Source organism: Mycobacterium paraffinicum, from assembly GCF_001907675.1.
GTDB classification, from domain to species: domain Bacteria; phylum Actinomycetota; class Actinomycetes; order Mycobacteriales; family Mycobacteriaceae; genus Mycobacterium; species Mycobacterium paraffinicum_A.
Map to the genome: position 1 here is coordinate 108,819 of NZ_MPNT01000002.1, position 12,398 is coordinate 121,216.

Consider the following 12,398-nt stretch of genomic DNA (forward strand, 5'->3'; position numbering starts at 1 on the left):
CAACCACATGAGCGCTCGCAATGTTGCGGTCGTCGGCTTCGCCCACGCCCCACACGTACGCCGCACCGACGGCACCACCAACGGCGTCGAGATGTTGATGCCGTGCTTCGCCCAGCTCTACGAGGACCTCGGCATCACCAAGGCCGACATCGGCTTCTGGTGCTCGGGATCGTCCGATTACCTTGCGGGACGGGCTTTCTCGTTCATCTCGGCGATCGATTCGATCGGCGCCGTACCGCCGATCAACGAATCGCACGTCGAGATGGACGCGGCCTGGGCCCTCTACGAGGCCTACATCAAGATCCTGACCGGCGAGGTCGACACCGCACTGGTGTACGGGTTCGGCAAGTCCTCGGCCGGGATACTGCGCCAGATACTGTCGCGGCAGACCGACCCGTACACCGTCGCGCCGCTGTGGCCGGACTCGATCTCGATGGCGGGGCTGCAGGCCCGCATGGGGCTCGACAACGGAAAGTGGACCGAAGAGCAGATGGCGCGCGTGGCGTTCGACTCGTTCACCAATGCGCGTCGGGTCGACAACGTGGAGGGGTCGATCAGCGTGGCCGAGTTGCTCGAACGGCCGTTCTTCGCAGAGCCGTTGCGGCGCCACGACATCGCGCCCATCACCGACGGTGCCGCGGCGATCGTGCTCGCGGCCGACGATCGGGCGCGCGAGCTGCGCGAGAACCCCGCCTGGATCACGGGAATCGAGCACCGCATCGAAACCCCCGTCTTGGGAGCGCGTGACCTCACCGAATCCGTTTCGACGACGGCGGCGGCCCGAGTGGCCACCGGTGGCCGGACCGACAACCTCGACGTGGCCGAGATTTGCGCGCCTTTCACCCACCAGTACCTGATCCTCGCGGAGGCGATTCGGATACCGGGTCCGACCAGGGTCAACCCGTCCGGCGGCGCGCTGGCCGCCAACCCCATGTTCGTCGCCGGCCTCGAGCGTATCGGCTTTGCCGCGCAACACATCTGGGACGGTTCAGCGAAGCGGGTGCTCGCCCACGCCACCAGCGGGCCCGCATTGCAACAGAACCTGGTCGCGGTCATGGAAGGGAAGAACTGATGGCCGGAGCGGGAGCACACCTCGCCGCGGTGCTGGGCACCGGGCAAACCAAGTATGTGGCCAAGCGCAAGGACGTTTCGATGAACGGCCTGGTGCGCGAGGCGATCGACCGCGCGCTGGAAGACTCCGGTTCGACGTTTGCCGACATCGACGCCGTCGTCGTCGGCAAGGCACCCGACTTCTTCGAGGGCGTCATGATGCCCGAGCTGTTCATGGCCGACGCCGTGGGCGCCACCGGCAAGCCTCTGATCCGGGTGCACACGGCGGGTTCGGTCGGTGGGTCCACCGCGGTGGTGGCCGCCAGCCTGGTGCAATCCGGCAAGTACCGGCGCGTGCTGGCGATGGCGTGGGAGAAGCAATCGGAATCGAATGCCATGTGGGCGTTGTCCATTCCGGTCCCGTTCATCAAGCCGGTCGGCGCCGGCGCGGGCGGTTATTTCGCCCCGCACGTGCGGTCCTACATCCGGCGGTCGGGCGCACCGTTGAACATCGGGGCCATCGTCGCGGTCAAGGACCGGCTCAACGGAGCCCGCAATCCGCTGGCGCACCTGCATCAGCCCGACATCACCGTCGAGAAGGTGATGGAGTCGCCGATGTTGTGGGACCCGATCCGCTACGACGAGACCTGCCCGTCGTCGGACGGTGCCGCCGCGGTGGTGATCGGCAACGAGGAGGCCGCCGACGCCCGTCTGGCACAGGGGCAGCCGGTGGCGTGGATCCACGCGACCGCGCTGCGCACCGAGCCGCTGCAGTTCTCCGGACGCGACCAGGTCAGCCCGCAGGCCGGGCGCGACGCCGCCGCAGCGCTGTGGAAGGCGGCAGGCATCACGAGCCCGATCGACGAGATCGACGCCGCGGAAATCTACGTGCCGTTCTCGTGGTTCGAGCCGATGTGGTTGGAAAACCTTGGTTTTGTGCCCGAAGGCGAGGGCTGGAAGCTCACCGAAGCCGGCGAGACGGCGATCGGGGGGCGGCTACCGGTCAACCCCTCGGGAGGCGTGCTGTCGTCGAACCCGATCGGCGCCTCGGGCCTGATCCGGTTCGCCGAGGCGGCGATCCAGGTGATGGGCAAAGGCGGGGATCACCAAGTTCCGGGCGCGCGTAAGGCTTTGGGGCACGCCTACGGTGGCGGCTCGCAGTACTACTCCATGTGGGTCGTCGGCGCGGACAAACCCGCGCCGGAAAAAGTCGCCTCGTGAGCGACAACCCCGCCCACGAGGCCGGCCGCCGCTCGCGCGAGGCGGTCATCGCCAGGGACAAAGAGGCGTGGCTGGCGGTGTTCGCCGACGACGCCATCGTCGAGGATCCGATCGGACCGTCGGCCTTCGACCCGGAAGGCAAGGGCCACCGCGGCCGGGATGCGATCTCGGCCTTCTGGGACAAGGCCATCGCCCCCACCACCAGGATCGAGTTCGTCTTCCGCGACACCTACCAATGCGGCAACGAGGAAGCCAACGTCGGCCACATCCTGATCACCCATGGCGACTACCAGGTGACCGCGGAGGGCGTCTTCACGTACAAGGCGAACGACGAGGGCCAGATGACCGCGCTGCGCGCTTATTGGGAGATGGACCGCGCGGCCGCGTCGGCCCGGAAGGTCTAGAGCGGCTCGAGCCCGGCCAGGTGCCGCTGAGCCAGTTCGCGGTAGGCCTGCGGATTCGCCTTGACCCACATCTCCGCGCCCGTTCCGGCGACCGGCCCCTTGATCTGCGCCGGCGCGCCCACCGCCAGCATGCCGGCCGGAATCTGGGTGCCGGCCGTCACCAGCGAATGGGCCGCGATCAGGCTGCGCGCGCCGATGACCGCGCCGTCGAGCACGGTGACGTGGTTGGCGATCAGGGCCTCGGACCCCACGTGCACCCCGTGGATGCAGCACATGTGCGCCACCGTGGCGCCGGGGCCGATGTCGACCGGGATGCCGGGCGGCGCGTGCAGCACCGACCCGTCCTGCACGTTCGCGCCCTCGCGCACCACGATCGGTCCGTAGTCGCCGCGCAGCACGGTGTTGAACCACACCGATGCACCGGCCTCGACGACGACGTCGCCGATCAGGGTGGCGGTCGGGGCCACAAACGCGGTGGGATCGACCCGTGGCGCCCGGCCCTCGAAAGCAAACAGCGGCATCGTCTAGATATACCCCGCGCGGGCATCCGCCGCGGATATCCCGTGGCCAGACTCGCCGTCGTTGCGCGCCGCCACCGCAAAACTGTAACGTGTTCTAGTTAGAGGGCCAGTGAGTTGGAGGTGACAGGTGGCTACCGACACCAAGGCGGTCGGCATCCGGGAGATCGATCCCGGCGCTTTGCCGACCAGGTACGCCCGAGGCTGGCATTGCCTGGGCGTCGCAAAGGACTTCCAGGACGGCAAGCCGCACTCGATCGAGGCGTTCGGCACCAAGCTGGTGGTCTTCGCCGACTCACAGGGCGACCTGAAGGTGCTGGACGGCTACTGCCGGCACATGGGCGGCGACCTCTCGGAGGGCACCATCAAGGGCGACGAGGTGGCCTGCCCGTTCCACGACTGGCGCTGGGGCGGTGATGGCCGCTGCAAGCTGGTTCCCTACGCCAAGCGCACACCCAAGACGGCGCGCACCCGTTCGTGGACGACCGATGTGCGCGGCGGCCTGTTGTTTGTCTGGCACGACCACGAACAGAACCCACCCGACCCCGCGGTCCGGATCCCCGACATCCCGGAAGCCGCCAGCGACGAGTGGACCGAATGGCGGTGGAACCGCATCCTCATCGAGGGCTCGAACTGCCGCGACATCATCGACAACGTCACCGACATGGCGCACTTCTTCTACATCCATTTCGGGTTGCCGACGTACTTCAAGAACGTGTTCGAGGGCCACATCGCATCCCAGTACCTGCACAACGTGGGCCGGCCGGACGTCAACGACCTGGGCACCTCGTACGGCGAGGCGCACCTCGACTCGGAGGCGTCGTACTTCGGGCCGTCGTTCATGATCAACTGGCTACACAACAGCTACGGCGGCTACAAGGCCGAGTCGATCCTGATCAACTGCCACTACCCGGTGACCCAGAACTCGTTCATGTTGCAGTGGGGCGTCATCGTCGAAAAGCCCAAGGGCATGGACGAAGCGATGACCGACAAGCTCTCGCGAGTGTTCACCGAGGGTGTCAGCAAGGGCTTCCTGCAGGACGTCGAGATCTGGAAGCACAAGACGCGCATCGACAACCCGCTGCTGGTCGAGGAGGACGGCGCCGTCTATCAGCTGCGCCGCTGGTATCAGCAGTTCTACGTCGACGTGGCCGACATCCAGCCGGAAATGGTGGAGCGCTTCGAGATCGAGGTGGACACCACACGCGCCAACGAGTACTGGAACGCCGAGGTGGAGGAGAACCTCAAGGCGGCCGGCGACGAAGTGCCCGCGGAGCAACACTGACTCCATGACCCAGGATCAACCGGCGGTCCCCGACGTCGACCGGCTCGCCCGGTCGATGCTGATGCTGCACGGCGACCATCACGACCACGACGACGCGCCCGCCCGCAACGGCGGCTCGGGATCCTGGTCGAAGTCAAGGGATTTCGCCAACGATCCGCAACGCGCCGCCGCCGTCGCCGAGGCCAGTCGCGCGGACCGGGAGCGCTACCTCAGCTCGGGACTCCTTCCGGTGGACTGCCGGTTCTGCCACGTCACGGTCACCGTCCGAAGGCTGGGCCCGGGTCACACCGCCGTGCAATGGAACACCGAAGCATGGCAGCGCTGTGCGCACTTCACCGAGGTACGTAACTCCGGTGGCGATACCGCGCGCACCCGGTCGTGCCCCAAATTGAGCGACAGCATCGAGCACGCCGTCGCGGAGGGCTATCTGGGTGAGCCCGACGATCCGGACGCCGACTGAATCACAGCCCTTGGGGCAGCTTGGTTATCGCCTCGAACGCCTCGAGGAACACCTCGGCGATGTCACCGTCGCGAGCGCTGGCCATCGGCTTCTTCCGTAAGAGGACGCGCTGCACGCCGATGCCCAACAGCAGGGCGGTGACCATGTCCGCGCGAATCCTGGGGCGGTCCGCGGTTATCCGCTTCGCCAGGTTGCGCGTGAGGCCCGCGTCAAGCTGGGCATTGAGGCGCGCCACCACCGCGGGGTCGCCACTGGACCGCAAGAGCGCAAATAGCGGCGCATCGACGTCGCGACGGGCGCCCAGGACGCGGGCAATCAACCGCTGTCCCAGCGCGTCGTCGGCGGCGTCCAGCACCTCCGCTACGTTCTCTGAAACCTCCGTCGCCTCCGCGAAAAGCCGTTCCTTGGAACCGAAGTAGCGGCGAACCAGCGTGACGTCCACACCGGCCTTCGATGCCACCTCGCGTAGACCGATCGCGCTATATCCCCTGGCAAGAAAGAGCTCGCGAGCCGCTCCCAGCAGGCGGGCCCGGGTGGCGCCCGCGTCGCGGCGCCGGGGCGTCACGGTGTTCATGTCACTCCTTCGCATCGTCCACAACTGTAGACATATCTGCCGCGGCGCCGCTAGGCTGGCCATTATGTCCACACATGTAGACATAATGGGAGCAGAGCGGAGGTCGCCATGGCCGGAGTCATGCTTGTCAAACAGCGAGTCGTCAGCGTCGACCAATGGAACGCCGTATTTCGCGACCCGAAACTCGACGCAATCCGCCGCCACCATGGCTTGGTGGTGACGGGAACCTACATCGACGGCGACGAATCCAACACCGTCATTGTGGTCATGGAAATGGCGAATATCGTTGCCGCGAGACGGTTCGCGGCATCGGCGGAGCTTGCCTCGGCGCGCGAACGAGCAGGCGCCATCGGGCCTCCAGACGGTGTGTGGTTAGGGCCGCGGCGGGTCGACGACTGATCTACAGCCCGGCGAAGCGCTCCTTGACGGTTTCGACGGTCAGGCCGTAATCGGCCAGCGAGTAACGGTGTTTCGGCGCCCGCTCGCCGGACTGGCTGTCGGCGTGCGCCTTCTCCATCGCCGCCCGTGCGTCGTCGGTCAGCGTCAGCCCGAACTGCCGATAGATGTCGGCCACCGTGCCGATCGGGTCGGCGATCAGTTCCTTGTAGTCGACGTCGTAGAACTGGGCCGGCGAATACTTGGCACGGGCGCTGTTGAAGCGCTCCAGCCCACGCGACCAGGTATCCATCGCGTCGGCGCCGATCTGGGCGCCGTCGAACGTCGTGGACCATGCCTCGGCGGTGTGCTGGGCCAGCGAGCACATCGAGGCCATGATCGTCTCGACGGGCCGGTGGGTCTGAATCACCAGCGCGTCGGGGTAGGTCGCCATCAAGGCGTCCAGCGCAAACAGGTGACTGGGATTCTTGAGCACCCAACGCTTTTCGGCGTCGTTGAGCCCGATCAGCTGAAGGTTCTTGCGGTGCCGCCGGTAGGACGGCGTCCAGTCCTGCTCCGACAGCCATTGCGCGTAACTGGGTAGGTGCGCCAGGGTCTCGTAGGACACCGAGTGCAGCGACTGCCTAAGCAGCTGCCAGCACTCCTCGAGCTCGTATGCGGCCATGAAGTGCAGGCCCGTGTAGCCGGGATTCTCTCGGTGGTGCCGATTGAATTGCTCGTCGAGCTGGCGGTAGAGAGGATGCGACTCCCAGGTTTCGCGCGGCGGACGCGGCTGCGGAAACTCGGCCAGCCACATGTGCAGGCCCTGATGCGCGGGGTCGGCGCCCAGCAGCCGGTGCAGCGCGGTGGTGCCGGTGCGCACCAGCCCGGTGACGAAGATCGGGCGTTCGATCACGACGTCGGCGTGTTGCGGGTACTGCTTCCACGACGCCTCGGACAGCAGCCGGGCCACCAGGGCACCCCGCAGGAAGAAGCGATTCATCTTGCTGCCCAACACCGTAAGGCCGGCCTCTCGCCGGTAGGAGTCCAGCAGCACCTCCAGCGCCTCGAGATAGTTGTCGTCGTTGGCGCCGAAGTCGTCGAGCCCGGTCAGCTTGGTTGCCGAGGCGTGCAGCTCGTCGACGGTGCCGATATCGGTGCGATCAGCTCCCATGTCGCCATCTCCTCCTCATCGCTTCGTCCCCCGCAAGCGGGCGGCACCCCCACTGCATCGTCGATGGCGGCATTACGTGTGGTACTCCCCGCAGTTGACGTCCAGCGTCTGCCCGGTGATGCCGCTGGACAAGTCGCTGGCCAGGAAAAGGATCGCCGAGGCCACCTCGTCTTCGGTGGGCAGGCGCTTCAGGTCGGAGTTCGCCGCGGTGGCGGCATAGATCTGGTCCACCGTGGTGCCGTATTTGACCGCCTGGTGCTCGAAGTAGGCCTGCAGGGTGTCGCCCCAGATATAGCCCGGGGCAACGGAATTGACGCGGATCCCCTTCTCGCCGAGCTCGGTGGCCAGGGATTGCGACATCGACAGCAGCGCCGACTTGGCCATCTTGTAGGCGCCGTACTTGGCCTGGGAGTGGCGCAACACCATCGAGTTGACGTTCACGATCGATCCGTGCGATTTCTCCAGTGCGGGCGTGAAAGCCTGGATGAGACGCAACGCGCCCAGCGCGCTGAGCTCGATCGCGTCGCGGATGTGCTGAAAGCTCGTGCCGGCCAAGGGCTTCATGGATGGCACGCGGAATGCGTTGTTGATCAGCACGTCGACCTTGCCGTAGGTCGCCATGGTGGTCTCGACGAGGTAGTTCACCTCGTCGTCGTCGGTGATGTCGGCGCGCACCGCCAACGCCTTGTGCCCGGTGTCGTTGACCTGTTTGGCGACGCTTTCCAGCCGTTCCACCGTCCGCGCCGCCAGCACCAGGTCGGCGCCGTCCTGGGAGCATCGGTGCGCGAGGGTGGTACCGAGCCCCGGCCCGACGCCGCTGATGACGACGACCTTTTCGTTGAGCAAGCCTGACATCGTCACCCCAGCATCCTGGCCGCAATTTGTTGTTGGCGCAGAGCTATTCGCGCACGCCATTCGTCGTCGGAGATCTTATTGTGCTCGAAGTAGGGCAACGCGGCGGGTACGGCGTCGAAGTCGACCAACTCGACGGTGGGGCCGTCCGCCTCGGTGAGCTGACGCGACACCCGCTGCCAACGGAACTGCAGGAAGCCGCGCCGATGCGCCAGCGTCTCCACCCAGTTTGTCACTCCCGGATTCTCCTCGGCGACGACGATGCGCACCTTGCCATCCGGATCCGCTTGCGCCTGAGTGTTGTTCAGCGATGTTTGGTGGTTGATGTAGTCCAGCGAGATGTACCACAGGCTGCCCAGCTGGAAGCCGAGGTAGGGCGCGTCCGAAACCGGGATGGTGATCACCAGCGCCTGATCGGGCCGCAGGTCGTAGTGGCCGACCGACGAATACTGGGTCGCGAGTCCGCCCGGCGTGAGCCGGGGCGCGACCATGGTGTTGACCGGAAGGTCGAGATAGAACCACTGGGGGAACTGCAGCCACGTCTTCACCCGGTTGACGAGCTGCTTTCCCGCTGTGGCGTAACGCTTTTCGATGGTCTCGCGGGTCAGCGGTGGGGGTGCGGTGCCCGCGGTGTCCAGCCGCGAAATCGTCAGCGTGCCGCGCTGTGCCGCCCAGTCGCCGTAGACCTCGCGGATGACCAGCTGCCCGTTGCTGGTGGGCCGCACCCGCCACTCGAAGCTGCCGTCGGCCGCGATCTCGAGTTCGCGGTCGTCGAACGCCGCCTGGCTGGCCGGCACGTTGTCGTCGGTGTATTCACCGCCGAGCAACTGGAAGCTCAGGTCGGTCGTGGTGCCGCGCCGGCCGGTGACGACGTAGTCGTGGTTGGCGTGCACCCGGGTACCGAAGTAGAGGGTGTCGGGGTTGTCCAGGCCCATCTTGGTGAAGGGCCCGGTTCCGGATTGCAGGAACGGGTGGTCCCGCTCGTAGTCGAAGGCGAGGTGGATACAGGCCGAAACGCAGCCCGCCAGGTACTGCAGCCCTTCGAGCAGGTCTGCCTCGGTCTCGATGAAGGGGGCGTCGGTAACCAGTTTCTCGGCTTCGGCGATCGCGGCGGTGAGGGGATCTGTGAACACGCATAGACGCTAGAACGTGTTCTACTTTTTCGTCAATGGCGAACATTCCCGCGCGTCCGCCGGGGCGTTCACCGACGAGGCCGACTCACTAGGGTGCGCACTGCTGCGACAGGTCGATCAGATGCTGCCGCACGTCCGGATGCCGGTTCAGATAGTCGATGACGTTGGGGCCGCCGCCTTCCGCCTCCGACTTGGCCTGCAGCTGCGCATGCAGGTCGGGATGCCGCTGCAGGTACTGGTCGATGGAGTTGCCCACGGTCTGATCGCACTGAGGCGCGGCGCCGGCGACCGGGAGGGCGATCACCGTCGCGGCGGTGGCGGCCAGCAAACTCCCGGCGAGCACGCCGTGCAGTCCGCGGCCACGAGTTTTCCTGGGTGTCACGCTCATGCGCGCCAGGTTACTCCGGGTAGCTTTGTTTAGCCTGTGCGCGCGACGCCGGTTACTGGGCGGCGGCAGCGCTCTCTCCCCCGCGAGCGGGAGGTGCCCCCTGCTCGCGCTTGATCTCCAGTGCGATGTCGATGAGTTGGTCCTCTTGACCGCCGATGAGTTTGCGCTGACCGGCGCGGTGCAGCAGCTGGTGGGCGGGCACGCCGTAGCGCTCGGACTGGCGGATGGCGTGCTTGAGGAAGCTCGAGTAGACCCCGGAGTAGCCCATGATCAGGGCGTTGCGGTCCAGCAGGCACTCGGCGGGCATGGCCGGGGCGACCACTTCTTCGGCGGCGTCGGCGATGTCGAAGAAGTCGATGCCGGTCTTGACACCGATCTTGTCGAAGACCCCGATCAGGGCCTCGACGGGGGCGTTGCCGGCCCCGGCGCCGAATCGCCGACACGAGCCGTCGATCTGCTTGGCGCCCGCGCGGACGGCCTCGACGGAGTTGGCGACGCCCAACCCGAGATTCTCGTGCCCGTGGAAACCGACCTGGGCGTCGTCGCCGAGCTCGGCGACCAGCGCCGCCACCCGGTCGCGCACCCCTTCGAGGACCAGCGCGCCGGCCGAGTCGACCACGTAGACGCACTGGCAACCCGCGTCGGCCATGATGCGGGCCTGGGCGGCCAGCTTCTCCGGCGGAACGGTGTGGCTCATCATCAGGAAGCCGACGGTCTCCAGGCCGAGCTCGCGGGCCAGCCCGAAGTGCTGGATGGACACGTCGGCTTCGGTGCAGTGGGTGGCGATCCGGCAGATCGATCCGCCGTTGTTCTGGGCCTCCTTGATGTCCTCCTTGGTGCCCACCCCGGGCAGCATCAGGAAGGCGATCTTGGCTTCCTTGGCCGTCTGGGCGGCCAGCTTGATCAGTTCCTGCTCGGGCGTCTTGGAGAACCCGTAGTTGAAGCTGGAGCCACCCAGGCCGTCCCCGTGGGTGACCTCGATGACCGGAACCCCGGCGGTGTCCAGGGCGGCCACGATCGCGCCGACCTCTTCTTTGGTGAATTGGTGGCGTTTGTGGTGCGAGCCGTCGCGCAATGACGTGTCGGTCAACCGCACGTCCCAGATCGGGTCGAAGAAGATGTCGGTACTCATGCTTGCGCTCCTGGCGCCGTCGCGGATAGGGATTCCTTTGCGATTTCCTCGCCCACCTTGGTGGCCGCGGCGGTCATGATGTCCAGGTTGCCCGCATACGGCGGCAGGTAATCGCCGGCGCCCTCGACTTCGACGAACGTGGTGACCACCGCCTGGCCACCGGAGTTGAGTGACGGCTCGTCGAACTGCGGCTCGTTGAGCAGCCGGTAGCCCGGCACGTAGGTCTGCACCTCGGCCACCACGTCCTGGATGGACTTCGCGATCGCGTCGCGGTCGGCATCTTCGGGGATGGCGCAGAAGATGGTGTCGCGCATGATCATCGGCGGATCGGCCGGGTTGAGGATGATGATCGCCTTGCCCCGCTTGGCGCCGCCGATCGTTTCCACGCCCTTGCTGGTGGTCTTGGTGAACTCGTCGATGTTGGCGCGCGTGCCCGGCCCGGCCGATACCGATGCCACTGACGCGACGATCTCGGCGTAGGGCACTCCCCCTTTTTCGACCAAGGCGCGACTCACCGCGTAGACGATCGGAATGGTGGCCTGCCCGCCACAGGTGATCATGTTGACGTTCGGCGCATCCAGGTGCTGGCGCAAATTGGCCGGGGGGATGACCGCCGGACCGACGGCGGCCGGGGTCAGGTCAATGGCCCGAATCCCGGCGGCTTCGTATTTCGGCGCCGCGTCCCTGTGCACGTAGGCGCTGGTGGCCTCGAACACCAGGTCGGGCTTCTCCGACTGGGCCAGCAACCAGTCGACACCCTCGTGCGTGGTCTCCAAGCCCAGCTTGCGGGCCCGCGCCAAGCCCTCACTATCCGGGTCGATGCCCACCATCCAGCGCGGCTCCAGCCACTCCGACCGCAGCAACTTGTAGAGCAGGTCAGTGCTGATGTTTCCCGACCCGACAATGGCCACACTCGCCTTAGCCGGCATGTGACGCTCCTTCGCGAAGCTCGCTATTTAAGTCCGACGATTTAATTCGAGACTATTCGAATGACAAATGAACAGATCCCAGGCCCGTGAAGTCGGCGACGAAATCGTCGCCGGCGTGCGCGTCGATCGCGCGCGTGCAGGACCCCGGAAGTACCAAGTCGCCTTTGCGTAACCGCACACCGAAGCCCTCCACCTTGCGGGCCAGCCAGGCCACCGCGGTCAGTGGGTTGCCCAGCACCGCGTCGGTGCGGCCCTTGGCGACGACCTCACCGTTGCAGCTCAGCACCGCATCGATGCCTTTGATGTCGACGTCGCGCGGGGAGACGCGCGCCTTCCCCAGCACGAAGCCCGCCGACGACGCATTGTCGGCGATGGTGTCGCACAACTCGATCTTCCAGTCGGTGATCCGGGTGTCGATCAACTCGATCGACGGCACCAGCGCCTCGGTGGCCGCCATTACGTCGTCCTCCGTGCAGTCGGCTCCCGGCAGGTCGTCGTTGAGGATGAAACCGACCTCGACCTCGACCCGCGGCCACAGGTAGCGGCTCGCCTTCACGGGGGTGTCTTCGAACAATTGCATCTCGTCGAGCAAATGCCCGTAGTCCGGCTCGTCCACCCCCATCATCTGCTGGATCGCCTTCGATGACAGGCCCACCTTGTGGCCCAGCACACGCGCTCCCTCGGCTACCCGCTGGCGGATGTTGATCAGCTGGATCTCATAGGCGTCTACGACGTCGATGTCCGGGTGAGCGGTGGTCAGCGGAGCGATCGGTGAGCGGCTCCGCTCAGCCTGCGCCAAGTCGGCAGCAAGCTCGTCTCGTGTCGCAACACTGAGCATCTGCAGAAGTCCCCTCGTTCGTGTGACCGGCCCAGTAGCGCCCGGCCCGGGCAATTCTATAACGT

The 12,398-nt window shown here is 66.3% G+C and carries 15 protein-coding genes and 1 pseudogene; 6 read left to right on the forward strand and 10 right to left on the reverse strand.

The window, feature by feature from the left end:
• The first annotated feature begins 7 nt into the window (after window positions 1–7).
• Genes BRW65_RS03170 through BRW65_RS03180 form a run of 3 tightly spaced genes read left to right on the forward strand, consistent with a single transcriptional unit; the run spans window position 8 to window position 2,675 of the window.
• Window positions 8–1,072, forward strand: a complete 1,065-nt coding sequence (locus BRW65_RS03170; RefSeq protein ID WP_073871230.1) for a thiolase domain-containing protein — start codon at window positions 8–10, stop codon at window positions 1,070–1,072.
• Window positions 1,072–2,271: a thiolase domain-containing protein gene (locus tag BRW65_RS03175; RefSeq protein ID WP_073871232.1), complete on the forward strand. Its 1,200-nt coding sequence runs from the start codon at window positions 1,072–1,074 to the stop codon at window positions 2,269–2,271. The genes BRW65_RS03170 and BRW65_RS03175 overlap by 1 nt, the downstream gene beginning before the upstream one ends.
• A complete protein-coding gene (locus BRW65_RS03180; protein ID WP_073871234.1) occupies window positions 2,268–2,675 on the forward strand; it encodes a nuclear transport factor 2 family protein in 408 nt (135 codons plus the stop codon). Before BRW65_RS03175 ends, BRW65_RS03180 begins: the two co-directional genes overlap by 4 nt.
• Here BRW65_RS03180 and BRW65_RS03185 read toward each other — a convergent pair.
• The gene (locus BRW65_RS03185) at window positions 2,672–3,196 is read right to left on the reverse strand and encodes a gamma carbonic anhydrase family protein (protein ID WP_073871236.1); all 525 of its coding nucleotides are present in this window, start codon (window positions 3,194–3,196) and stop codon (window positions 2,672–2,674) included. The two genes, BRW65_RS03180 and BRW65_RS03185, sit on opposite strands and share 4 nt — an antisense overlap.
• A gap of 127 nt (window positions 3,197–3,323) precedes the next feature.
• On the opposite strand from BRW65_RS03185, the gene BRW65_RS03190 reads away from it, so the two are divergent.
• Window positions 3,324–4,478, forward strand: coding sequence for a Rieske 2Fe-2S domain-containing protein (locus BRW65_RS03190; protein ID WP_073871238.1), 1,155 nt, complete (start codon window positions 3,324–3,326; stop codon window positions 4,476–4,478).
• A 4-nt stretch (window positions 4,479–4,482) separates the two neighbouring features.
• Window positions 4,483–4,938 (forward strand): hypothetical protein, encoded by a 456-nt coding sequence (locus BRW65_RS03195; RefSeq protein WP_073871240.1) that lies wholly within the window; start codon window positions 4,483–4,485, stop codon window positions 4,936–4,938.
• A gap of 1 nt (window position 4,939) precedes the next feature.
• Here the strand turns inward: BRW65_RS03195 and BRW65_RS03200 are convergent, their stop codons facing one another.
• Window positions 4,940–5,512 (reverse strand): TetR/AcrR family transcriptional regulator, encoded by a 573-nt coding sequence (locus BRW65_RS03200; RefSeq protein WP_244167971.1) that lies wholly within the window; start codon window positions 5,510–5,512, stop codon window positions 4,940–4,942.
• A gap of 108 nt (window positions 5,513–5,620) precedes the next feature.
• On the opposite strand from BRW65_RS03200, the gene BRW65_RS03205 reads away from it, so the two are divergent.
• Window positions 5,621–5,911, forward strand: coding sequence for a hypothetical protein (locus BRW65_RS03205; RefSeq protein WP_244167972.1), 291 nt, complete (start codon window positions 5,621–5,623; stop codon window positions 5,909–5,911).
• A 1-nt stretch (window position 5,912) separates the two neighbouring features.
• Here BRW65_RS03205 and BRW65_RS03210 read toward each other — a convergent pair whose 3' ends face one another.
• The 8 genes and pseudogenes from BRW65_RS03210 to BRW65_RS03240 form a co-directional block, all read right to left on the reverse strand.
• Entirely contained in the window at window positions 5,913–7,061 is a 1,149-nt protein-coding gene (locus BRW65_RS03210) for a sulfotransferase family protein (protein ID WP_073871242.1), read from the reverse strand.
• A pseudogene (locus BRW65_RS32860) lies at window positions 6,998–7,168 on the reverse strand (hypothetical protein); the annotation flags it as partial. The gene BRW65_RS03210 and the pseudogene BRW65_RS32860, both read right to left, overlap by 64 nt.
• On the reverse strand, window positions 7,134–7,916 hold the full coding sequence (locus tag BRW65_RS03215) for an SDR family oxidoreductase (protein ID WP_073871244.1): 783 nt from the start codon (window positions 7,914–7,916) through the stop codon (window positions 7,134–7,136). The pseudogene BRW65_RS32860 and the gene BRW65_RS03215, both read right to left, overlap by 35 nt.
• Before the next feature lie 2 nt (window positions 7,917–7,918).
• Window positions 7,919–9,046 (reverse strand): hypothetical protein, encoded by a 1,128-nt coding sequence (locus BRW65_RS03220; RefSeq protein WP_073871246.1) that lies wholly within the window; start codon window positions 9,044–9,046, stop codon window positions 7,919–7,921.
• 88 nt (window positions 9,047–9,134) lie between these two features.
• Complete coding sequence (locus BRW65_RS03225; RefSeq protein ID WP_073871248.1) at window positions 9,135–9,434, reverse strand: hypothetical protein; 300 nt, start codon at window positions 9,432–9,434, stop codon at window positions 9,135–9,137.
• Window positions 9,435–9,486: 52 nt separating this feature from the next.
• On the reverse strand, window positions 9,487–10,566 hold the full coding sequence (dmpG, locus tag BRW65_RS03230) for a 4-hydroxy-2-oxovalerate aldolase (RefSeq protein WP_073871250.1): 1,080 nt from the start codon (window positions 10,564–10,566) through the stop codon (window positions 9,487–9,489).
• Window positions 10,563–11,495 carry an acetaldehyde dehydrogenase (acetylating) gene (locus tag BRW65_RS03235; protein ID WP_073871252.1) on the reverse strand — a complete coding sequence of 311 codons (933 nt, stop codon included), beginning with the start codon at window positions 11,493–11,495 and terminating at the stop codon, window positions 10,563–10,565. Before BRW65_RS03235 ends, dmpG begins: the two co-directional genes overlap by 4 nt.
• Before the next feature lie 52 nt (window positions 11,496–11,547).
• A complete protein-coding gene (locus BRW65_RS03240) occupies window positions 11,548–12,333 on the reverse strand; it encodes a 2-keto-4-pentenoate hydratase (protein ID WP_073871254.1) in 786 nt (261 codons plus the stop codon).
• Window positions 12,334–12,398 lie beyond the last annotated feature (65 nt).

Coding starts and splice junctions, on each gene's coding strand:
- BRW65_RS03170 (WP_073871230.1), top strand. CDS start 8: ATGAGCGCTCGCAATGTTGCGGTCGTCGGCTTCGCCCACGCCCCACAC.
- BRW65_RS03175 (WP_073871232.1), top strand. CDS start 1,072: ATGGCCGGAGCGGGAGCACACCTCGCCGCGGTGCTGGGCACCGGGCAA.
- BRW65_RS03185 (WP_073871236.1), bottom strand. CDS start 3,196: ATGCCGCTGTTTGCTTTCGAGGGCCGGGCGCCACGGGTCGATCCCACC.
- BRW65_RS03195 (WP_073871240.1), top strand. CDS start 4,483: ATGACCCAGGATCAACCGGCGGTCCCCGACGTCGACCGGCTCGCCCGG.
- BRW65_RS03200 (WP_244167971.1), bottom strand. CDS start 5,512: ATGAACACCGTGACGCCCCGGCGCCGCGACGCGGGCGCCACCCGGGCC.
- BRW65_RS03205 (WP_244167972.1), top strand. CDS start 5,621: ATGGCCGGAGTCATGCTTGTCAAACAGCGAGTCGTCAGCGTCGACCAA.
- BRW65_RS03210 (WP_073871242.1), bottom strand. CDS start 7,061: ATGGGAGCTGATCGCACCGATATCGGCACCGTCGACGAGCTGCACGCC.
- BRW65_RS03215 (WP_073871244.1), bottom strand. CDS start 7,916: ATGTCAGGCTTGCTCAACGAAAAGGTCGTCGTCATCAGCGGCGTCGGG.
- BRW65_RS03225 (WP_073871248.1), bottom strand. CDS start 9,434: ATGAGCGTGACACCCAGGAAAACTCGTGGCCGCGGACTGCACGGCGTG.
- dmpG (WP_073871250.1), bottom strand. CDS start 10,566: ATGAGTACCGACATCTTCTTCGACCCGATCTGGGACGTGCGGTTGACC.
- BRW65_RS03235 (WP_073871252.1), bottom strand. CDS start 11,495: ATGCCGGCTAAGGCGAGTGTGGCCATTGTCGGGTCGGGAAACATCAGC.
- BRW65_RS03240 (WP_073871254.1), bottom strand. CDS start 12,333: ATGCTCAGTGTTGCGACACGAGACGAGCTTGCTGCCGACTTGGCGCAG.